Consider the following 20,521-nt stretch of genomic DNA (forward strand, 5'->3'; position numbering starts at 1 on the left):
ATTATCATCCGGCGCCTTCTCGGTACCCGTAGGGTACTTGTGTCAATGTTCCACCTGAGGCGCCCATGCACCGTTTTTCGTTTTACCGTCCCCTGATCTGCATCAGCTGGGGGCTTGCCAGCCACAGCGCGTTTGCCGCCCTGCAACCGATGGCCGAAGCCCCGCTGGCCAGCGACACCGAGCTGCATTGCCACTTCAACCGCGACGCCAGCGTCGACTGCACCACGCGCTACCACTACACCATCCTCAAGCCGAGCGGCCGGGAAATGCTCTCGCGGATCGACTTCAGCTATCAGGAAGAGGACGGCTTTGAACTGCTCAAGGCCGAGTCCACCCAGCCCGGCGGCAAACCGGTGCCCCTGGATCAGGCACAAATCGACACCCGCACCGCCCCCAATCCTGACCAGGGATTCTCCCGGGAAAAACAGACCTCGCTGGCATTCCCCAACCTGCGGGTCGGCACGCAAATCCGCTACACGGTGCGCGAACACTATCCCGCCAAACCGCTGATGACCGAGTTCTACTACGCCTTGCAGTTCGGCCCCAGCGCCGCACGGCGCGACCACTTCAAGGCACGCTTCACCGCCGAGCGGCCCATCGAGTGGCGCAGCGAATTGATGGAGGGTTTCAGCATTACCCCATCGGCCAATCGCAAGACCCTGGACGTGGTGCAAAAGGCTCCGACCTACCTCAGCTACATCAACGAATCCGCCAACGCCTACATACGCCACACACCGCGTATCGAAGTCGGCAGCTCCCTGGATCGCCAGCAATACTTCGGCAATTTTGCCGAACGCTACAACCAGATCCTCAGCGCCAAGCTGCCGCCCCAGGGTGCCGCCGCCGTGGCCTCCGTTCGCGGCCTGCCGCCGGCGCAGCAAGTGGCCGGCCTGATGCAGCACATCAACGACCACTACCGTTACCTGGGCGATTGGCGCGCCTCGGATCGCGGCTACGTACCCTTCAGCCTGGCCGAGATCGAACAGCACGGCTACGGCGACTGCAAAGACCTTTCGACATTGCTGGCGGCCATGCTCAAGGCCAGCGGAATCAAGGCCGAACCCGCCTGGGTCAGCCGAGGTGATGTGGTCAACCCGCTGCTGATTCCCGGCACCGGCGCACCGAACCACGCCATTGTCCGCGCCGAAGTCGATGGCCAAGTGTGGTGGCTGGACCCGACCAACCCGGTCTTCGCCCCAGGCCAGACCCTGCCCGACATCCAGGACCGCTGGGTGCTGGTGACCAACGCCGAGGGCCAGGTACGTGAAGAACACATCCCGCTGCAACCTGCCGCCACCACGTTGATCCTCGACAAGCAAGAACGCTTCGACGCCCAGGGCACCGCCCGCGTCTCGGCCACCGTTGATTTTCGCGGTATGCCGCTGATGCAACTGAGCCTCGCCGACCGCCAGCAAGGCGCTACCGCCAGCGACCAGAACATCTGCGACAACTTTGGCAAACAGATCACCGACTGCCAGGTCGAGCGCCCCGCCACGGCCTTCTTGATCCCGGCCAGCTACAAGGTCAGCGCCAACCTGACGGACATGCGGCCCCTGGAGCCCTTAGGCAATGACCACGTCTACAACGATGCCTTGCTGCAGGAGAAATGGGACGGGTTGCTCAACTACCGCCGCAACGGGCAACTGGCGGACTTGTATGTAGGCAACCCCGAGACGCTGGATTACACCATCGCACTGTCGGGTGGGCAGATCGACAAGGACATCAAGGCCTGCCAGGTGCACTCGCCGTGGTACGACCTGGACTTGACGGGTGAACGCGTCAAGGGCGAATGGCGTTATCACTACCTTCTGGTGCAGAAGATACGCTGGCTGACCCACGATGAAATTGTCAGCGCGCCGTTTGAAAAGATGATCAATGAGATCCGTGCCTGTGGGGAGCAGGTGCATCAGGTGGTGAAGCTCTAACCCTCCCCCAACAAAACCCCTTGCTCCCGCGCGCACAGTTCCACCAGGTAATCCCACAACACCCGCAACCTTACCGACTTGTGCAACTCGCGCCGGGAGCTGATCCAGTAGCTACGCTGGATACTCTCCCCGGCAACAGCGGCACCAGTTCCGGGTCGCTCGCGGCCATGAAGCACGGCAACACGGCAATCCCCAATCCCGAGCGCGCGGCCTGGTGCTGGGCGATCACGCTGGTGCTGTGGAACACCACTTTGGGGTTGCGGCAGAAGCTGCTGAGGAATTTCAGTTCCTGGCTGAACAGCAAATCGTCGACGTAATCGATCCAGGCATGGACGGCCAAATCCTCGCGTTTTTCAATCGGTGGCGTACGGTCCAGGTAGCTGCGGCTAGCGTAGAGCGCCAGGCGGTAGTCGGTGAGTTTTCGGGTTACCAATTGGTCGACGCTGGGGCGTTCCAGGTGGATGCTGATTTCCGCTTCGCGGTTGAGGATGCTGACGAAGCGCGGCACCGCCAGCAGTTCCACTTCCAGGCCGGGGTAGCGCTCGAACAGGCCGCCCATGCGACTGGCGAGAAACATCACCCCCAGACCTTCAGCCACGCCCAGGCGAATCTTGCCCAGGGGCGCGGCAGAATGGGTCAGTTCTTCTTCGGCCAGCAGTGCCACGTTTTCCATGGCTTCGGCGTGTTTGAGCAGGGCTTCGCCGGAAGGCGTGAGTTCGTAGCCCTGTGCGTGCTGCACGAACAGTGCGGTGCCCAGGCTCTTCTCGATGGCCTCGATGTGCCGGGCCACGGTGGCGTGGGTGGTTTTCAAACGCTGCGCCGCGGTGAGCAGGCGTCCGCTACGCTGTAACTCAAGAAAGAACCGCAGATCATTCCAGTCGAACATATCGCCTCCGCTCTCCACCTTGAAAGCATCGCTGTCTAAAAACGCACAGTAGCTGGGTAAAAACTAACATTTTTAAGACGAAAACTAACAACTAGGATGGAGCCAATAAGAAAAACAAGCGAGGTCACAGATGCATTCTGCAGCTGCTGAATACGATTACGTGGTGGTAGGCGCCGGCCCCGCAGGCTGCCTGCTGGCCAATCGACTGTCTGCCAACCCTGCCCATCGCGTGTTGTTGCTTGAAGCCGGCGGTCGCGATAACTATCCCTGGATCCATATTCCCGTCGGCTATCTGTTCTGCATCGGCAACCCGCGCACCGACTGGTGCTTCAAGACCGAAGCCCAGGAAGGCTTGCAAGGCCGTGCGCTGAGCTATCCGCGGGGAAAGGTGCTGGGCGGTTGTTCGTCGATCAACGGCATGATCTACATGCGCGGCCAGGCCCGGGACTACGACGGCTGGGCCGAGGACAATCCCGGCTGGGCCTGGAAAGATGTGCTGCCACTTTTCAAGCAGAGCGAAAACCATTTTGCCGGCGCCTCGGAATTCCACAGTGACGGCGGTGAGTGGCGGGTTGAACAACAGCGCCTGCACTGGCCGATCCTCGACGCGTTTCGCGATGCAGCGCAGCAGAGTGGTATCGAGAGCATCAGTGACTTCAACCAGGGCGACAACGAAGGCTGCGGCTATTTCCAGGTCAATCAAAAATCCGGGGTGCGCTGGAACGCGGCCAAGGCGTTCCTCAAGCCGGTCCGCCAGCGGCCCAACCTGACGGTGATGACTGAGGTTGAAGTCGACCGCGTGCTGCTGGAAAACGGTCGCGCCACCTCAGTGGTTGCTCGCCAGCAAGGCCAGGCCGTTACATGGAGGGCGCGCAAGGAAATCATCCTGTGCGCGGGCTCCGTCGGTTCGCCCGGCATCCTGCAACGCTCCGGCATCGGCCCTTCCAGCGTGCTCAAGCCCTTGGGTATCGACGTGCTGCACGAGTTGCCCGGCGTCGGTGGCAACCTGCAGGATCACCTGCAACTGCGCCTGATCTACAAGCTGGAAAACGCCCGCACCCTTAACCAGATTGCGGGCACCGTGCTGGGCAAGATGGGCATGGGCCTGCGCTACCTGTACGACCGCAGCGGCCCGCTGTCCATGGCCCCCAGCCAGTTGGGCGCGTTCGCCCGCTCCGGGCCGGAACAGACGTCGGCCAACCTCGAATACCACGTACAGCCGCTGTCCCTGGAGCGCTTCGGCGAACCGCTGCACGCCTTTCCGGCCTTCACCGCCTCGGTGTGTGACCTGCGCCCGCAAAGCCGTGGCCGCATCGACATTCGCTCGGCCAACCCGGCAGACGCGCCGTTGATCCGCCCCAACTACCTCAGCCACCCGGAAGACCTGCGGGTGGCCGCCGACGCCATTCGCCTGACCCGCCGCATCGTTTCGGCGCCGGCCCTGAAGCAATTCAACCCGGTGGAATACCTGCCCGGCGAAGCACTGCAAACCGACGAACAACTGCAAGAGGCCGCTGCCCGCATCGGCACCACGATTTTCCATCCGGTGGGCACCTGCCGCATGGGCAGCGACAAGGACGCCGTGGTCGACGCGCAACTGCGGGTGCACGGCATTCCGGGCCTGCGCATCGCCGACGCGTCAGTCATGCCACGCATTACTTCAGGCAACACCTGCTCACCCACGCTGATGATCGCGGAAAAAGCCGCGCAGCTTATCCTTTCGCCGAACACAAGGAGCCTCGCCCCGGAGAAAGAACTGGTCACCGCAATCTGAACAGCGGCGCCGATTCGGCGCCGACAGTGGAACAACAATAAATAATCACTGTGAGGGCTACCCAATGTCAGAACACGCTCAACCCCTGGACCCGGCGCTCGGCGCACGCTCGAGCAACGACACGCAGAAAGTCATCTTCGCCTCCTCCCTCGGGACGGTGTTCGAGTGGTATGACTTCTTCCTCTACGGCGCCCTCGCGGCGGTCATCAGCAAGCAGTTCTTTGCCGGGGTCAACGACACCACGGCGTTTATCTTCGCCCTGATGGCCTTCGCGGCCGGCTTTGTGGTGCGCCCGTTCGGCGCCTTGGTGTTTGGTCGGCTGGGGGACATGATCGGCCGCAAGTACACCTTCCTCGCCACCATCATCCTGATGGGCCTGGCGACCTTCTGCGTGGGCCTGCTGCCCACCTATTCAAGCATTGGCATCGCCGCACCGATCATCCTCGTGGCACTGCGCATGCTCCAGGGCCTGGCGCTGGGCGGCGAGTACGGCGGTGCGGCCACTTACGTGGCCGAGCATGCACCGGCGGGCAAACGCGGCTTCCACACCAGCTGGATTCAATCCACCGCGACCCTCGGCCTGTTGCTGTCGCTGCTGGTGGTGCTGGCGTGCCGTTACTTCACCGGCGACCAGTTTGAAGTGTGGGGCTGGCGCCTGCCGTTCCTGCTGTCGATCGTGCTGTTGGGCATCTCCACCTGGATCCGCCTGAGCCTGCACGAGTCGCCGGCGTTCCTGAAAATGAAAGAGGAAGGCAAGGCCAGCAAGGCGCCGATCCGCGAGTCGTTCGGCAAATGGGAAAACCTCAAGATCGTGCTGATTGCGCTGTTCAGCATCAACGCCGGGCAAGCCGTGACGTTTTATGCCGCACAGTTTTATGTGCTGTTCTTCCTCACGCAGTTTCTGAAGATGGACCCGGCACTGGCCAACATGCTGCTGATCATCAGCGTGGTGATTGGTGCGCCGTTCTTCATCTTCTTCGGCTGGCTCTCGGACAAGCTGGGGCGCAAGCCGGTGTTGATGGTTGGCCTGCTGCTGGCCACCGCGTTGTACTTCCCGATCTTCAAGGGCCTGGCCCACTACACCAACCCGGCGATGGACCATGCGAGCCGCCAGTCACCGATCACGGTGTTGGCGGACCCTGCCACCTGCACCTTCCAGTTCGACCCGGTGGGCAAGGCGCGGTTTGACAGCCCGTGCGACAAGGTCAAGACCTTCCTGGTGAAACAGGGCCTGCCGTATGAAAGCGCGGCCGCCCCGGCGGGCAGCGCGGTGCAGGTGAGCGTGGGTGATGTGCGTATCGATGGTTACGACGAAGCTGCCCTGAAAGGCGCGGTGACGCTGGCGGGTTATCCGCAGTCGGCAGACGTGGCGCAAGTCAACAAAACCATGGTGGTGGTGCTGATCGTGGCACTGATCCTGATCGCTGCCATGTGCTACGGCCCGCTGGCAGCGCTGATGGTGGAGCTGTTCCCGACACGCATCCGCTACACCTCGTTGTCGCTGCCTTACCACATTGGTAACGGCTGGTTTGGTGGGTTCCTGCCAACGGTGTCGTTTGCGCTGGTGGTGTACACCGGCGATATCTTCTATGGCCTGTGGTACCCGGTGGTGATTACCGGGGTGAGCCTGATCGTGGGGCTGATTTGCCTGAAAGAGACCAAGAACGTGGATATCGACAATAACTAAACTTCGATCCGGCTGACGCTGGAGATTCAGTGTGGGAGCGGGCTTGCTCGCGAATGCGGAGTGTCAGTCGCCGGATAGGTTGACTGATACACCGCTTTCGCGAGCAAGCCCGCTACCACATTGGGTTTAGCACCAGACACACAAATTGCTGTATATCCATCCAGATAAAAGTTGCCCAATTCTGATTTATTGCCCATCCTGCTCCCCATTCAATTTCGTAACGAATGTGGTGACCATGCGGCTGTTCCTCTGTGAAAAACCGTCCCAGGCCAAGGATATCGCCGCCGTGCTCGGCGCGACCCGGCGTGGCGACGGTTGTTGGCTGGGTCCAGGCGTGACGGTGACCTGGTGCATCGGCCACCTGCTGGAAACCGCCCCGCCCGACAGCTACGACGCCAAGTACAAGCGCTGGGTGCTGGCCGACCTGCCGATCATCCCCGAGAAGTGGAAGATGCTGGTCAAGCCCAAGACCGCCAGCCAGTTCAAGGCGGTCAAGCGTCTGCTGGGGGAAGCCCAGGAATTGGTGATCGCCACCGATGCCGACCGCGAAGGCGAGATGATCGCCCGGGAACTGGTGGAGCACTGCCGTTATCGCGGCCCCATCCAGCGACTGTGGCTCTCGGCCCTCGACGACGCATCGATCCGCAAGGCCCTGGCCTCGTTGAAGCCCGGTGCAGAAACCTTCAGTCTCTACCATTCGGCCCTTGGCCGCTCCCGCGCCGACTGGCTGATCGGGATGAACATGAGCCGCCTGTTTACCCTGCTGGGCCAACAGTCCGGTTATCAGGGTGTGTTGCCGGTTGGCCGCGTGCAAACCCCGACTCTGCGTTTGGTGGTCGATCGGGACCGCAGCATTGCCGACTTTGTACCCGTCGCCTATTGGGCCATCGATGTGGACCTGCTCCACGACAACATCACCTTCACTGCGCAATGGCGCGCGACCGAAGACGCCTGTGATGATCAGGGCCGTTGCCTCAATCCGGAGCTTGCCCGGGACGCGGCCAACGCCATGAGCAACGCCGCCAGTGCGCGACTGGTCAAACTGCGTACCGAGCGGATGCGCGACGTGGCGCCCCTGCCCTTCGACCTCGGCACCTTGCAGGAAATCTGCTCGAAAAAACTCGGCCTCGGCGCTCAGGAAACCCTGGATGTTGCGCAGTCGCTCTACGAAACCCACAAAGTGATTACTTACCCGCGCAGCGATTGCGGCTACCTGCCCCTTAGCCAGCACGGCGACGCGCCGAAAATTCTCGCGGCGCTGGGCCGGGCCGATCCGGCAGTGAACGCGTTGATGCCGCACATGGACCCACAACGTCGCTCACGGGCCTGGAACGACGCCAAGGTCAGTGCGCACCACGGCATCATTCCCACCGGCGCCGGCAAGGATGTCGGGCAACTGACCGGCAAGCATCGCGCTGTGTACACCCTGATTCGCGCCCGCTACCTCGCGCAGTTCCTTCCCAACCATGAATACGACCGCACCCAGGCCGATTTCGACTGCGCCGGTGAAGCCTTGCGGGCAGTTGGCAAAGTCATCGTGGAACCTGGCTGGAAACGCGCATTGCCGGAAGCATTGGCGCCGGCCAAGGGCCGTGAAGCACCTGCGCCGCAGTCCTTGCCGAAACTGGTTCAAGGCCAGGACTACACCGTGGCCAAGGTCAACCTCAAGGACCTGTGGACCCAGCCGCCCAAGCTCTTCACCGAAGGCGACCTGATCAAGGCGATGAAAAACGTCGCCAAGCTGGTGGAAGATCCGCTGCTCAAGCAAAAGCTCAAGGACACCACCGGGATCGGCACCGAAGCCACCCGCGCCGGGATTATCCAGGGCCTGCTGGATCGCGGTTACCTGGTGAAAAACGGCAAGGCGCTGTCGGCAACGCCTGCCGCGTTCAGCCTGATCGATGCGGTGCCACGGGCAATCGCCGACCCCGGCACCACGGCCATCTGGGAACAGGCGTTGGACATGGTGCAGAGCGGTGAGATGAGCCTGGAGGAGTTCGTGGCCAAGCAGGCGGCGTGGATGAGCAAGCAAGTCACCCGCTGCACCGGCATGCGCCTGACCATCAGCGGCCCGGCCAGCCCGGCAGGACGTGGCGCTACGCCGTGGAAAAACAAACGCAAACCGGCCAAGCGCAAGACAGCCACCAGCCCGAAGCGGGCGGCGAAACCGGCAAACAAAGGCTGAGAGGCACTAAAAAGTCGCGACAATGACGTTTTTCGACGGGATGTATGCCGCTTTGGACCTTGCCCTGCCGCGGGCCATCCAGGATTCTGTAGGGCCTGCTAACCTCCCAACAATAACAACACCGGAGTGGCCTCCATGAAAACCGTTGCCCAAGTGCTGAAGTCCAAAGACCAGCAAAACCAGCAAGTCCACACTATCCCCCACGACCATACGGTATTTGAGGCCTTGATCGTGATGGCGTCGAAAAACGTCGGGGCCTTGCCAGTGCTCCAGGACGGGAAGGTGGTGGGCATCATCAGTGAACGAGACTATGCCCGTAAGGTCATCCTCCATGGATTGTCTTCGGTGACGACCAAAGCCCACGAGATCATGAATTCACCGGTGATCACCGTCGACACTCACCAGACTGTCGAGACCTGCATGACTATCATGACCGACCGACATCTGCGCCACCTGCCTGTGGTAGAGAACGGCGAGCTCCTTGGTCTGCTATCCATCGGCGACCTGGTCAAGGAAGCGATTGCCGAACAGGCCGACTTGATCAAACAGCTGGAGCAGTACATTCGCGGCGAATAATCATTGGGGACCCCATGCTCGATACCCTGCAACATCAAGTCGATAACCAGCTCGACAGCCTGCACCGGGCCATGGCCGAACGGCGCTTCCTGGTGCTGACCGGTGCGGGTATCAGCACCTCTTCGGGGATTCCCGATTATCGCGACAGCGAAGGCGTGCGCCGGGGCAAGGCGCCGATGATGTACCAGGAGTTCCTCGCAACCCCGGAGGCACGCCGCCGCTACTGGGCCAGGGCGATGCTCGGCTGGCCGAGGGTGTGTGTCGCACAGCCGAACGCGGCGCATATCGCGTTGGCCACCTTGCAGCAGCGCCAGCGCATTACCGGGCTGATCACCCAGAACGTCGACACCCTGCACGACCAGGCCGGCAGCCATGATGTGATCGAGCTCCACGGCAGCCTGCACCGGGTGCTGTGCCTGGATTGCCAGCAGACCAGCGAACGGGACCTGATCCAGCGCCAGATGGAAGCGGAGAATCCGTACCTGGCGGGTGTGGACGCGGTTCAGGCACCAGACGGTGACACCCTGCTGGACCCGGCCTTTGAAGGACGCTTCCAGGTGCCCCGCTGCCCCCATTGCGGCGGGCAACGGCTGAAGCCGGATGTGGTGTTTTTCGGCGAGAACGTCGCCCAGGGCACGGCCGCCAAGGCGATGGCGGCCGTGGACGAAGCGGAAGGCTTGCTGGTGGTGGGCTCATCGTTGATGGCGTATTCAGCGTTTCGCTTGTGCAAGGCGATGGTTGAGCAGGGCAAGCCTGTGATTGCCATCAATCTGGGCAAGACACGGGGCGATGAGCTGCTGCAACTCAAAATCGAGGCCTCCTGCGAACGTTTGTTGCCATTGCTGGCAGAACGTCTGGGATAGCCCAATCCTGCTTTTCTGTGGCGAGGGAGCTTGCTCCCTCGCCACAAAAGCGTTGCCAAACCCTAGACCCACCCGCACAAAAAATGACGCTCAAGTCACGCTTTCCGCTCTCATCCCCGTCCCACGGGGATTTATGTAGTGCTCAAAAATAATCACTACATAATCGTTGACGTAACCATTTTGTAATTGCATGATTCAAGCGTCTCCCGGATCGGGAGCGTTGGTAACACGTGTTTTGAACAAGCTCGTCTGACCGCCGAGCTGTTTTTTCCGGATGTGCACTGCCCACAAGGCAGATTGATGAAGCTGACCGGCCCGAAAGGATCGGTACAAGGAGCTCAAACGCTGCTTGTCTTCGTTATGAAACCATTGCGTAGCAGTTCATCAGCAAGACTACATGCATCGGTTCAAGACCCTGCCCGTATTCGGCAGACAGTCGCTGACGCCCGGTTTTCTGAGCCGGAGACAACTTAGTAGTTTTAATGGATCAACTAAAGATCGCCAACTGGTCAAGGGGCTTACACATGAATCTGAACAACCAACCAACTATCGAAGAATTGGCTGAGATGTTCGCAGCGCAGAAAGACACGCTCGACGACCATATCCTCTGGATTGGTAAATCGGGCCAGGTCCATATTGACTGCCTGGCGCCCCATACCGTGGAAGAAGAGTTCGACAGGAATAACCGTGAACTGGCAGCGCGCCTGAAGATGTACCGCCGCGGCCAGGGTTATGTCGGCAAGAAAGCCGCCGCTGATCGCAACTTTATCGAGCAGGTCTTTCATACACTTAATACCGAGTGGCAGAACCTTAAAGGCCATTCGCACGTTAAAGTGATCGACAGATACTGCTGATAACTACGCACTGATTACTTAAGCCTGCTCGCTTAAACGAGCAGGCTTTTTTATGGCCGACGGTTATTGCAACAACGCCGGAAAACGCCCCTTCCCCGCTTCATCGCAAAAAATATCAAACATGGCTTGGGCCGCTGCCGAAAGTTCGTGCCCCGGCTTGGTCAATACACCAATCGGCCGTTCAATCACCGGATCGCTCAAGGTGATGCAGTGGGCACCCGCTTCCTGCATCTGGCGCGCACACAACGCCGGCACCGCGCTGACGCCCAAGCCACTGGCAACCATCTTGCCCACTGTCGCCAGTTGATGGCTCTCCAGGGCCACCGGCAGCTTCATGTCCAGCACCTTCAGATGTTCTTCCAGCATCACCCGCACCGTGGACGGTCGCTGCAAGGTGATGAAGGGTTGTTCCAGCAGGGTGTGCCAGTCGATATCGGACCGGCGCGCCAACGCCGAGTCACCGGGCACTACCGCGACAAAGCGATCCACATACAACGGGGTAAACACCAGCGACGAGCTTTCCGTAGGCTCAAACGCCACGCCCAGTTCCACCTGGCGATCGCGGACCATTTCCAGCACCTGCTCGTTGATCACGTCATTCACCGTCACGTTGACCTGGGGATAGCGCGCCCGAAAAATCTTCAGGATCGGCGGCAGCAGGTTCCCGGCAAACGACGGCATCGCTGCCACCGTCACCCGCCCGCGCTGCAAGGTGAAACGCTGGCGCAACTCATCCTCGGCATTGTCCCAATCGGCGATCAGGCGCCGGGCCAGGGGCAGCAGGGATTCACCTTCGGGGGTCAGCGCGACATTTCGGGTATTGCGGCTGAACAAGCGTCCGCCCAGGCCTTCCTCCAGACCTTTGATGGTCAGGCTCAAGGCCGACTGGGAAAGATGCAAACGCTCACAGGCCGCCGCAAAGCTGAGGGTCTGGGCCACGGCAAGAAAGGCGCGCATCTGTTTAACTGTCATGAAGCTTCTCCCGATGGCTGACGACTATGCTGTTTTTTAAATCAATAAACCTTAAAAAACAACTTAACAAATCAATCCGTCAGCGCAACACTCGGTTCATATGGCTGGCCCACAAACAATAAAAGAGGTGCATATGGCAGGTTTTGATAAACGCGTAGCGTCCTATGAAGAGGCGCTGGCAGGCCTGGAAGATGGCATGACGGTGCTGGCGGGTGGTTTTGGCCTGTGCGGCATCCCGGAAAACCTCATCGCCGAAATCAAACGCAAAGGCACCCGCAACCTGACCGTGGTTTCCAACAACTGCGGCGTTGACGGCTTTGGCCTGGGCCTGCTGCTGGAAGGCAAGCAGATCAGTAAGGTCTTCGCGTCCTACGTCGGTGAAAACGCGCTGTTCGAGAAGCAACTGCTCAGCGGCGAAATCGAAGTGGTCCTGACACCCCAAGGCACCCTCGCCGAAAAACTGCGCGCAGGCGGTGCCGGCATCCCGGCCTTCTTCACCGCCACCGGCGTCGGCACACCCGTCGCTGAAGGCAAGGAAACCCGCGAATTCAACGGTCGCCCGTACCTGATGGAAGAATCCATCACCGGCGACTTCGCCATCGTCAAAGGCTGGAAAGCCGACCACTTCGGCAACGTGATCTACCGCCACACCGCTCAGAACTTCAATCCGCTGGCTGCCACCGCCGGCAAGATCACAGTGGTCGAAGTCGAAGAAATCGTCGAACCGGGCGAGCTGGACCCGGCGCATATCCATACCCCAGGGATCTACGTCGACCGGATCATTTGCGGCACCTTCGAGAAGCGCATCGAACAGCGCACCCTCCGCAAATAATCCACCAGTCCAAACAATAAGGAGACAAACAATGGCTCTTACCCGCGAACAAATGGCTCAACGCGTCGCCCGCGAAATGCAGGACGGTTTCTACGTCAACCTCGGCATCGGCATCCCGACCCTGGTGGCCAACTACATCCCCGAGGGCATGGAAGTGATGCTGCAGTCGGAAAACGGCCTGCTGGGCATGGGTCCGTTTCCGACTGAAGAAACCATCGATGCCGACATGATCAATGCCGGCAAACAGACCGTCACCGCACGTATTGGCGCGTCGATCTTCTCCTCGGCCGAGTCCTTCGCGATGATTCGCGGCGGCCACGTGGACCTGACCGTGCTTGGCGCGTTTGAAGTCGACGTACAGGGCAACATCGCCTCGTGGATGATCCCCGGCAAGCTGGTCAAGGGCATGGGCGGCGCGATGGACCTGGTGGCCGGTGCCGAGAACATCATCGTGATCATGACCCACGCGTCCAAGGACGGTGAATCCAAGTTGTTGAGCCGCTGCAGCCTGCCGCTGACCGGCGCCAACTGCATCAAGCGCGTGCTGACAGACCTGGCCTACCTGGAAATCGAAAATGGCGCTTTTGTCCTCAAGGAACGCGCACCTGGCGTCAGTGTTGAAGAGATCGTCAGCAAGACAGCCGGTAAACTGATCGTCCCGGACCATGTTCCAGAAATGCACTTCCAGTGAGGACAGATTCCATGCAAGACGTCGTGATTGTTGCTGCCACCCGCACCGCCGTGGGCAGCTTCCAAGGTTCGCTGGCCAGCATCCCGGCCCCGGAGCTGGGGGCTGCGGTGATCCGTCGCCTGCTGGAGCAAACCGGCATCGACCCCGCGCTGGTGGATGAAGTGATCCTTGGCCAGGTGCTCACCGCCGGCAGCGGCCAGAACCCGGCCCGCCAGGCCTCGATCCTCGCCGGCCTGCCCCACGCCGTACCGGCCCTGACCCTGAACAAGGTCTGCGGTTCGGGCCTCAAGGCCCTGCACCTCGGCGCGCAAGCGATCCGTTGCGGTGACGCCGAGGTGATCATCGCCGGCGGCATGGAGAACATGAGCCTGGCCCCGTACGTATTGCCGGCCGCTCGCACCGGCCTGCGCATGGGCCATGCGAAAATGATCGACAGCATGATCACCGACGGCCTGTGGGATGCGTTCAACGACTACCACATGGGCATCACCGCCGAGAACCTGGTGGACAAGTACGGTATCAGCCGTGAAGCCCAGGACGCCTTCGCCGCCGCCTCCCAGCAAAAAGCCACGGCGGCGATTGAAGCCGGGCGTTTCAGCGATGAGATCACGCCGATCCTGATTCCCCAGCGCAAGGGCGACCCGGTGGCCTTCGCCGTGGACGAACAGCCACGCGCGGGCACCACCGCTGAATCCCTGGCCAAGCTCAAGCCGGCCTTCAAGAAAGACGGCACCGTCACCGCCGGCAATGCCTCCAGCCTCAACGACGGCGCGGCTGCCGTGCTGCTGATGAGCGCAGACAAAGCCAAGGCCCTGGGCCTGCCGGTACTGGCACGCATCGCCAGCTACGCCAACGCCGGCGTCGATCCTGCGATCATGGGCATTGGCCCGGTATCGGCCACCCGCCGCTGCCTGGACAAAGCCGGCTGGAACCTGGGCGACCTGGACCTGATCGAAGCCAACGAAGCCTTCGCCGCGCAGTCACTGGCAGTGGGCAAAGAGCTGGAATGGGACGCGGCGAAGGTCAATGTCAACGGCGGCGCGATTGCCATCGGCCACCCGATTGGCGCATCAGGCTGCCGTGTGCTGGTGACCCTGCTGCATGAAATGATCAAGCGCGACGCCAAGAAAGGCCTGGCCACACTGTGCATCGGTGGAGGTCAGGGCGTCGCACTGGCGCTCGAGCGCAGCTGATTTCCAAGAGCAACATGGAGAAGGCCCGGTTCCACGAAAACCGGGCCTTTTCTTTATCGGTCAGTCCCGCACCTGGGGCACCGCAAACACCGCATTTGCCCGCACGACCACCTTCTCCCCGACCTGCACGCTGACCGTGGCAAACGCCATCTGCCGCCCACGCTTGTGGTGTTCCAACCGCACCTCGATCCACTCCCCCACCTGCACCGCGCCGAGATAATCCAGAGTCATGCTCGCCGTGATCAACGGCAGCGGCGGCTCGCTGGAAAAGGCCATGGCGTAGCCCATGCCCACATCCGCCAGGGTGGCCAACACGCCACCGTGCACGGTGCCGCGTCCGTTGGCGTGGCGGTTGTCGGCGCGCAGGCCAATTTCCAGCTGCACCCCTTCACCACGGCAGTACACCGGGCCCAGCAGGTCTAGCAAAGGGCTGCTGCGAGACAACGGGACAAAACCTTCGGGGACAACATGGGCGGTCATGGCAAATTCTTCCCTGGAGTGAGCCTTGAGGTGTACCCCAGCCCTTGGGCGACGACTATCAAGATCAGCGCTGCAAATCCTTCACGATGCTTTGCGTTAATCCGCCGGACCCGGTTTAATCGCCACTTTTGCACACCCCAAGGAACTGCAATGCGCCATCCGGACGGCAAAACCTCTCTGCTACTGATGCTGCTGGTCTTGGCCGGCTGCTCACCCAAAAGCCATTCCGAAGCCACCGTAATCAGTGGCGAACAAGGCAAGGCCGGGGCGCAACTGGCCTACGAGCATGAGCTGAGCCTCTCGCTGCCCGTCGCCCTGCTCGCACCGCGCATGCAGGCCACCCGCGAAGCCTGCGAGTCGGCGCGGTTCGGCCCGTGCAATATTCTCGGTATCAAGCAAGACAGCGACGGCGGCCAGATGGTGTTGCGCATTGCACCCGCCGGCGTTGAACCACTGGTGGCCATGGCGGCCGAAGGTGGCAAGCTGGGGCAGCGGATTACTACCGCCGAAGACCTGGCCGATGCGGTCGCCGATGTGCAGCGTCGTCAGGAGCGCTTGCTGGCCCAGCAGCAGCGCCTGGATGAACTGGCCAAGCGCAAGGACATCACCGTGGGCGACCTGATCACCTTGAGCAAGGAGCAGGCGAATATCGAAAACGACCTGCAGGAACTGGCTCAGGCCGCCGCAGGCCAAAAGCGTCGCCTGGACACCAACCGCGTGACCCTGAATTTCAGCACCTCCGACGGCCTGCAACAGCAGTCACGCTTGAGCCGCATGTTCAGCAACCTGGGCGAAAACCTGGTGGACGGCACCGCCGACGCCCTGGAGCGCGCCAGCTATGTGTTGCCGTTCGTGATCCTGGCCTTCCCGGTGTTGTGGCTGTGGGTGTGGCTGTGGCGCAAGTTGGTCAAGCGTCGCCCCTAACGCTTCATGCAACGCTGATAACGCTCGTCCACGCGCTTGGCGAACCAGGCGGTGGTGAGGTTGCGGGTGATCTTCGGGCTTTTCAGCACGATGCCCGGCAAGATGGCTCGCGGCACCGGTTTGCCGGCGGCCTTGTCGGCTAGGGCGAACACACGCTGGTACAGGGTGGTATCTTCAAAATCCAGGCGCTCACCCTGCTCCAGCTGGCTGCGGATGCTCGGGTTGCGCATGTCCAGCGCCTTGCCAAGGGAACGCACCGCCAACTCGGTGGTGCCTGGCAGGAACGAGCCGTAGTTGATCAAGTCGCCGTCCAGCGCCAGCGTGGTACCCGAGACCCGACTGACCGCCGCCTGGAATGCCGCATTGCGGCTGGCGTACCAACCGGCATTGAAGTCGGCGAAGCGGAACAGCATCTGGTCGTAATGCACCGGGTAGCCCAGCAAATGGGTGATGCCAAAGTACATGCCGCCTCGACGGGTAAACACTTCCCGACGAATGCTGCCATCCACGGTGTAGGGATAATCCCGGGCCTGCTTTTGTGCGAAGTCGATGCTGACCTGCATCGGGCCTGCGGTATGCACCGGGTTGAAGCCGCCAAACAGGGTATTGCCCAAGGGCACGACGCTGATGAAGTCGTCAAAGATCCCACTCAAATCCCGCTCGGTACGCGCAGCACTCAAGCGCTCCGCGTAGGACTTGCCCGTGGGCGAGCGCAGTTGCAGCGCCGTGCGCACCAGCACCGCCGGCACGTGGACTTTAGCGGCACGGCGCAGGATTTCGTCCTGGGCGATCTTGCCCATGTTCGGCACCGGCGGGTCGACCTGGTAGGTGGACTCCTGCTCGGTCACGGCCAATACCGCGCAGATGTTTTCCGTGCTGGGGTAGATTTTCTGCGTATTGAAGGCGGTGTAGATGTCCTGGGCCCAGCCGCCACGATCCGGCACGCTGGCCGGCATCAGCCGCACGATCTGCGCCTTCACCTCGGCTTCGCTGCGCTCGGGCAATTGCTGGGTGCGCTGGCTGGAGCAGCCGGCCAGCACCAGCAAGGTGGTCAGGCACAGGATCAGGCGGGATGAATGCATGGGGCTTCCTTGGGTGACGATGGGCCAGTCTTGGCAGATATCGACCGGTAAGTCTAACCGGGGTTCGCCGACCTGCTGCTCTCGCCAAAAAAACCAGGACGTGAAAGGATCAGGCACCCGTCGTTCCTACAAGGAGTTTGGATGCCATGCTTAGCCTGAACTTTCTGATCACCTGCCTGATCGTCGTGCTGATTCCCGGCACCGGCGTCATCTTCACCGTGTCCACCGGACTGACCGCCGGCAAGCGCGCCAGTGTGTTCGCCGCCCTGGGCTGCACCGCCGGGATCGTCCCGCACTTGTTGGCCTCGGTACTTGGCCTGTCCGCCCTGCTGCACACCAGTGCCCTGGCGTTCGAAGCCCTGAAGTATGCCGGCGCCGCCTACTTGCTGTACCTCGCCTACGCCACCTGGCGGGACCGCTCGGCCTTTGCCATGAACGACGCACCGACGATTTCCAGCGCCCGTAGTCTGATGGTGCGGGGCCTGTTGCTGAATATCCTGAACCCCAAGCTGACGATTTTCTTCCTGGCGTTCCTGCCGCAATTCGTCACCCCGGGCACGAGCGCACCGGCCCTGCAAATGCTGTTGCTGAGCAGTGTGTTCATGGCGATGACGTTTGCGGTGTTTGTGATTTATGGCCTGCTGGCCAATGTGTTCCGCCGCGCGGTGATCGAATCGCCACGCGTGCAGAACTGGCTGCGCCGCAGTTTTGCAGCGGCGTTTGCGGGGTTGGGGCTGAACCTGGCGTTTGCCCAGCGCTAAGTTGCAAGCAGCCGCGAACAGGCTTCTTGTGGCGAGGGAACTTGCTCCCTCGCCACAGGTTACTTAGATCCCGGCGAGCGCCAGGTCCATCGCAAAGTAGGTGAAGATCAAGTCTGCCCCAGCGCGCTTGATCGACCCCAGGGTTTCCCGCACTACGCGGGCTTCATCGATCGCGCCCGCCTGGGCACCGAACTTGATCATCGCGTACTCGCCGCTGACCTGGTATGCCGCCACCGGCAAGCGCGAGGCTTCGCGGATGTCGCGGATGATGTCCAGGTACGCGCCGGCCGGTTTGACCATCAGCGCATCTGCGCCCTCCTGCTCATCCAGCAACGACTCACGCACCGCTTCGCGGCGGTTCATCGGGTTCATCTGATAGCTTTTGCGGTCGCCCTTGAGCGCGCTGCCGCCGGCTTCGCGGAACGGGCCGTAAAGGGCCGAGGCGAATTTGGTGGAATAGGCCATGATCGGGATATGGCTGAAGCCTGCTTCATCCAGGGCCCGGCGAATGGCCTGCACCTGCCCATCCATCGCGGCAGACGGCGCGATCACGTCAGCACCGGCACGGGCGGCGGCCACAGCTTGCTTGCCGAGGTTGACCAGGGTGCGGTCGTTATCGACTTCGGCGCCGTGCATCACGCCGCAATGGCCGTGGTCGGTGTACTCGCAGAAACAGGTGTCGGACATCACGATCATTTCCGGCACCGCGTCCTTGATGATCGAGGACATGCGCGACACCAGGCCACGTTCTTGCCAGGTGTCGCTGCCGGAGGCGTCCAGGTGGTGGGACACACCGAAGGTCATCACCGACTTGATCCCGGCTTTCGCATAGCGCTCGATCTCGCCGGCCAGCTTCGACTCGGGAATGCGCTGCACCCCGGGCATGCTGGTGATCGGTACGAAGTCGTCGATTTCTTCTTCAACGAAGATTGGCAGCACCAGGTCATTAAGGGTGAATTCGGTTTCCTGGAACAGGCCACGCAACTCCGCAGAGCGGCGCAGGCGGCGTGGACGGGCTTCGGGGAACTGGCTGGACATTGATGCTCCTGAAAAAGGCAGGCCGAAAAAACATAGGGGCGAAAGCTTATGCCTCGTGCACCGCAGAGCACAAACGCCAAGTGCAGAACAGTTTATTGCAGACCCGGTAACAATTGCATTGATCTAGAGCTGTAGACGTCCGTCAATGCAAACGGCAACCGCACCGCCGACCCAGATTTCCTCGCCATGCTGTTCGACGCGGATGCGCCCGGCGCGGCCCATGGCGGTGCCCTGGCTGACCACATAGCGGCTGGGCGCCAGGCCTTCCCCCAGCAGCCACTGGGCAACACCGGCGTTCAGGCTGCCGGTGGCCGGGTCTTCCGGGGCTCCATCGCCGGCAATAAAGGCCCGCACTTCAAATTGCGCCTCGTCACCGTCCCGCCCGGGGCTCCACGGGGCGATCACGCCCACGGCCAGCCCTTGCAACTGCGAGTAATCCGGACGCAGCGCCAGTACCTGTTCCCGGTCCTCCAGCATGACCGCCAGCCAACCCGCACCGTTATCCACCCACTGGCTACGCAAAATCGCCCCGGGTTCAAGGCCCAACCCCCGCCGTACGCGCTCAATCAACTCACTCTCCAGCGGGCCGGCGCGCAGCAGCGGTGGCGCGATAAATGCCAGTTCGGCGCCTTGGCGACGGATGCGCACCAGGCCGATTTCACACTCCTGGATGATCTCCTCGCCAGCGGGTTGGCCACCGGCCTGCAGCCAGGCATGGCAACTGCCGAGGGTCGGATGGCCAGCAAATGGCAATTCCTGCAGGGTGGTAAAAATTCTTACTCGGTAGTCTGCCCGTGGATCACGGGGCTTGAGCAAGAATGTGGTTTCACTGAGGTTGGTCCAGTTGGCGAAATCCGCCATTTGCTGGTCGCTCAGGCTGTCGGCGCCCAGCACCACGGCCAGCGGGTTGCCCTTGAGGGCCACGCCGCTGAAAACGTCCAGTTGTTTGAAATCGAAAGAGGCCATGCCGGTCCTTATGCTGGGATGTTCAAGCCACGGATCACCGCTGGCCGGGCGACGAACCCGTCCAGGGCCCGCAGTACGTTCGGGAAGTCGGTAATGCCCACCAGGTCGCCGGACTCGTAGAAGCCAATCAGGTTGCGCACCCACGGGAAGGTGGCGATGTCGGCGATGCTGTACTCGTCACCCATGATCCAGGTGCGGCCCAGCAAGCGTTTTTCCAGCACCTCCAGCAGGCGGCGAGACTCGGCGACATAGCGGTCACGCGGGCGTTTATCCTCATAGGCCGCGCCGGCGAATTTGTTGAAGAACCCCACCTGGCCGAACATCGGCCCGATACCGGCCATCTGGAACATGAGCCACTGGATCGTCTCGTAACGCATTGCCGGGTCTTCGGGCAGCAATTCGCCGCTCTTCTCGGCAAGGTAAATGAGGATCGCGCCCGACTCGAACAACCCAAGCGCCTGTCCGCCGGGGCCATGGGGGTCGATGATCGCCGGAATCTTGTTGTTGGGGTTCAGCGACAGGAATTCGGCGCAGAGCTGGTCCTGGGTCTCGAAGCTGACCTTGTGCGCCTCGTAAGGCAGCCCGAGTTCCTCCAGCATGATCGACACCTTCACCCCGTTGGGCGTCGGCAGAGAGTAGAGCTGCAGGCGCTCGGGATGCCGGGCAGGCCATTTGGCGGTGATGGGGAAGTCTGAAAGTGAGTTCATCGCGCGACTCCTGATAAAAGTAGGAGAGTAGTGGTTCGGCGTCTCTTGTGCATCCGTCTTAATTCAGCAACATCTACTGGTTAATCTCCTGCACACGGCAAGGATGCCGCCCCATCTCCCCCACG

18 protein-coding genes and 1 pseudogene are annotated in these 20,521 nt (G+C 61.5%); 12 read left to right on the top strand and 7 right to left on the bottom strand.

Annotation, left to right across the window (positions count from 1 at the left end; all coding sequences use genetic code 11):
- Positions 1-65 precede the first annotated feature (65 nt).
- Positions 66-1,925: a DUF3857 domain-containing transglutaminase family protein gene (locus tag JFU58_RS04335; RefSeq protein ID WP_177026272.1), complete on the top strand. Its 1,860-nt coding sequence runs from the start codon at positions 66-68 to the stop codon at positions 1,923-1,925.
- Here JFU58_RS04335 and JFU58_RS04340 read toward each other — a convergent pair.
- Positions 1,922-2,811 (bottom strand): annotated as a pseudogene (locus JFU58_RS04340) (LysR family transcriptional regulator). The gene JFU58_RS04335 and the pseudogene JFU58_RS04340 overlap by 4 nt on opposite strands.
- Positions 2,812-2,941: 130 nt before the next feature.
- Here JFU58_RS04340 and JFU58_RS04345 point away from each other — a divergent pair.
- The 6 genes from JFU58_RS04345 to JFU58_RS04370 all read left to right on the top strand — a co-directional run bounded on the left by JFU58_RS04345 (position 2,942) and on the right by JFU58_RS04370 (position 10,750).
- Positions 2,942-4,585, top strand: a complete 1,644-nt coding sequence (locus JFU58_RS04345; RefSeq protein ID WP_177070151.1) for a GMC family oxidoreductase — start codon at positions 2,942-2,944, stop codon at positions 4,583-4,585.
- Positions 4,586-4,649: 64 nt separating this feature from the next.
- Positions 4,650-6,272 carry an MFS transporter gene (locus JFU58_RS04350; RefSeq protein ID WP_010172258.1) on the top strand — a complete coding sequence of 541 codons (1,623 nt, stop codon included), beginning with the start codon at positions 4,650-4,652 and terminating at the stop codon, positions 6,270-6,272.
- Positions 6,273-6,507: 235 nt separating this feature from the next.
- Positions 6,508-8,457 carry a DNA topoisomerase III gene (locus JFU58_RS04355; protein ID WP_201139921.1) on the top strand — a complete coding sequence of 650 codons (1,950 nt, stop codon included), beginning with the start codon at positions 6,508-6,510 and terminating at the stop codon, positions 8,455-8,457.
- A gap of 135 nt (positions 8,458-8,592) precedes the next feature.
- Positions 8,593-9,033, top strand: a complete 441-nt coding sequence (locus JFU58_RS04360) for a CBS domain-containing protein (RefSeq protein WP_063031233.1) — start codon at positions 8,593-8,595, stop codon at positions 9,031-9,033.
- A 14-nt stretch (positions 9,034-9,047) separates the two neighbouring features.
- Positions 9,048-9,896 carry an NAD-dependent protein deacetylase gene (locus tag JFU58_RS04365; protein WP_201139922.1) on the top strand — a complete coding sequence of 283 codons (849 nt, stop codon included), beginning with the start codon at positions 9,048-9,050 and terminating at the stop codon, positions 9,894-9,896.
- A 524-nt stretch (positions 9,897-10,420) separates the two neighbouring features.
- Positions 10,421-10,750 (top strand): hypothetical protein, encoded by a 330-nt coding sequence (locus JFU58_RS04370; RefSeq protein ID WP_063031237.1) that lies wholly within the window; start codon positions 10,421-10,423, stop codon positions 10,748-10,750.
- Positions 10,751-10,813: 63 nt separating this feature from the next.
- Here JFU58_RS04370 and JFU58_RS04375 read toward each other — a convergent pair whose 3' ends face one another.
- Positions 10,814-11,722: a LysR family transcriptional regulator gene (locus JFU58_RS04375; RefSeq protein ID WP_177070147.1), complete on the bottom strand. Its 909-nt coding sequence runs from the start codon at positions 11,720-11,722 to the stop codon at positions 10,814-10,816.
- Between the two features lie 133 nt (positions 11,723-11,855).
- Between JFU58_RS04375 and JFU58_RS04380 the strand changes: the two genes are divergently transcribed.
- The 3 genes from JFU58_RS04380 to JFU58_RS04390 are packed head-to-tail and all read left to right on the top strand — an operon-like array spanning position 11,856 to position 14,438.
- Positions 11,856-12,554 carry a CoA transferase subunit A gene (locus tag JFU58_RS04380; protein ID WP_063031241.1) on the top strand — a complete coding sequence of 233 codons (699 nt, stop codon included), beginning with the start codon at positions 11,856-11,858 and terminating at the stop codon, positions 12,552-12,554.
- Between the two features lie 31 nt (positions 12,555-12,585).
- Positions 12,586-13,245 (top strand): CoA transferase subunit B, encoded by a 660-nt coding sequence (locus JFU58_RS04385; RefSeq protein ID WP_017475483.1) that lies wholly within the window; start codon positions 12,586-12,588, stop codon positions 13,243-13,245.
- A gap of 11 nt (positions 13,246-13,256) precedes the next feature.
- Positions 13,257-14,438 (top strand): acetyl-CoA C-acetyltransferase, encoded by a 1,182-nt coding sequence (locus tag JFU58_RS04390; RefSeq protein ID WP_093198419.1) that lies wholly within the window; start codon positions 13,257-13,259, stop codon positions 14,436-14,438.
- A 60-nt stretch (positions 14,439-14,498) separates the two neighbouring features.
- On the opposite strand, the gene JFU58_RS04395 is transcribed toward JFU58_RS04390, so the two are convergent.
- Complete coding sequence (locus JFU58_RS04395) at positions 14,499-14,918, bottom strand: PaaI family thioesterase (RefSeq protein WP_063031245.1); 420 nt, start codon at positions 14,916-14,918, stop codon at positions 14,499-14,501.
- Positions 14,919-15,068: 150 nt separating this feature from the next.
- Between JFU58_RS04395 and JFU58_RS04400 the strand changes: the two genes are divergently transcribed.
- Positions 15,069-15,842, top strand: coding sequence for a DUF4349 domain-containing protein (locus JFU58_RS04400; RefSeq protein WP_177026275.1), 774 nt, complete (start codon positions 15,069-15,071; stop codon positions 15,840-15,842).
- On the opposite strand, the gene JFU58_RS04405 is transcribed toward JFU58_RS04400, so the two are convergent.
- Complete coding sequence (locus tag JFU58_RS04405; protein WP_093198429.1) at positions 15,839-16,924, bottom strand: DUF1615 domain-containing protein; 1,086 nt, start codon at positions 16,922-16,924, stop codon at positions 15,839-15,841. The genes JFU58_RS04400 and JFU58_RS04405 overlap by 4 nt on opposite strands.
- 146 nt (positions 16,925-17,070) lie before the next feature.
- Between JFU58_RS04405 and JFU58_RS04410 the strand changes: the two genes are divergently transcribed.
- Entirely contained in the window at positions 17,071-17,685 is a 615-nt protein-coding gene (locus JFU58_RS04410) for a LysE family translocator (RefSeq protein WP_177026277.1), read from the top strand.
- A gap of 63 nt (positions 17,686-17,748) precedes the next feature.
- On the opposite strand, the gene hemB is transcribed toward JFU58_RS04410, so the two are convergent.
- The 3 genes from hemB to JFU58_RS04425 all read right to left on the bottom strand — a co-directional run bounded on the left by hemB (position 17,749) and on the right by JFU58_RS04425 (position 20,396).
- Positions 17,749-18,723: a porphobilinogen synthase gene (gene hemB, locus JFU58_RS04415; RefSeq protein WP_017475488.1), complete on the bottom strand. Its 975-nt coding sequence runs from the start codon at positions 18,721-18,723 to the stop codon at positions 17,749-17,751.
- A 123-nt stretch (positions 18,724-18,846) separates the two neighbouring features.
- A complete protein-coding gene (locus JFU58_RS04420) occupies positions 18,847-19,689 on the bottom strand; it encodes a PhzF family phenazine biosynthesis protein (protein WP_063031253.1) in 843 nt (280 codons plus the stop codon).
- Between the two features lie 8 nt (positions 19,690-19,697).
- Entirely contained in the window at positions 19,698-20,396 is a 699-nt protein-coding gene (locus JFU58_RS04425; RefSeq protein WP_177026279.1) for a glutathione S-transferase N-terminal domain-containing protein, read from the bottom strand.
- Between the last annotated feature and the right edge of the window lie 125 nt (positions 20,397-20,521).

It is taken from the genome of Pseudomonas sp. TH34 (assembly GCF_016650865.1).
Taxonomy (GTDB): Bacteria; Pseudomonadota; Gammaproteobacteria; order Pseudomonadales; family Pseudomonadaceae; genus Aquipseudomonas; species Aquipseudomonas yamanorum.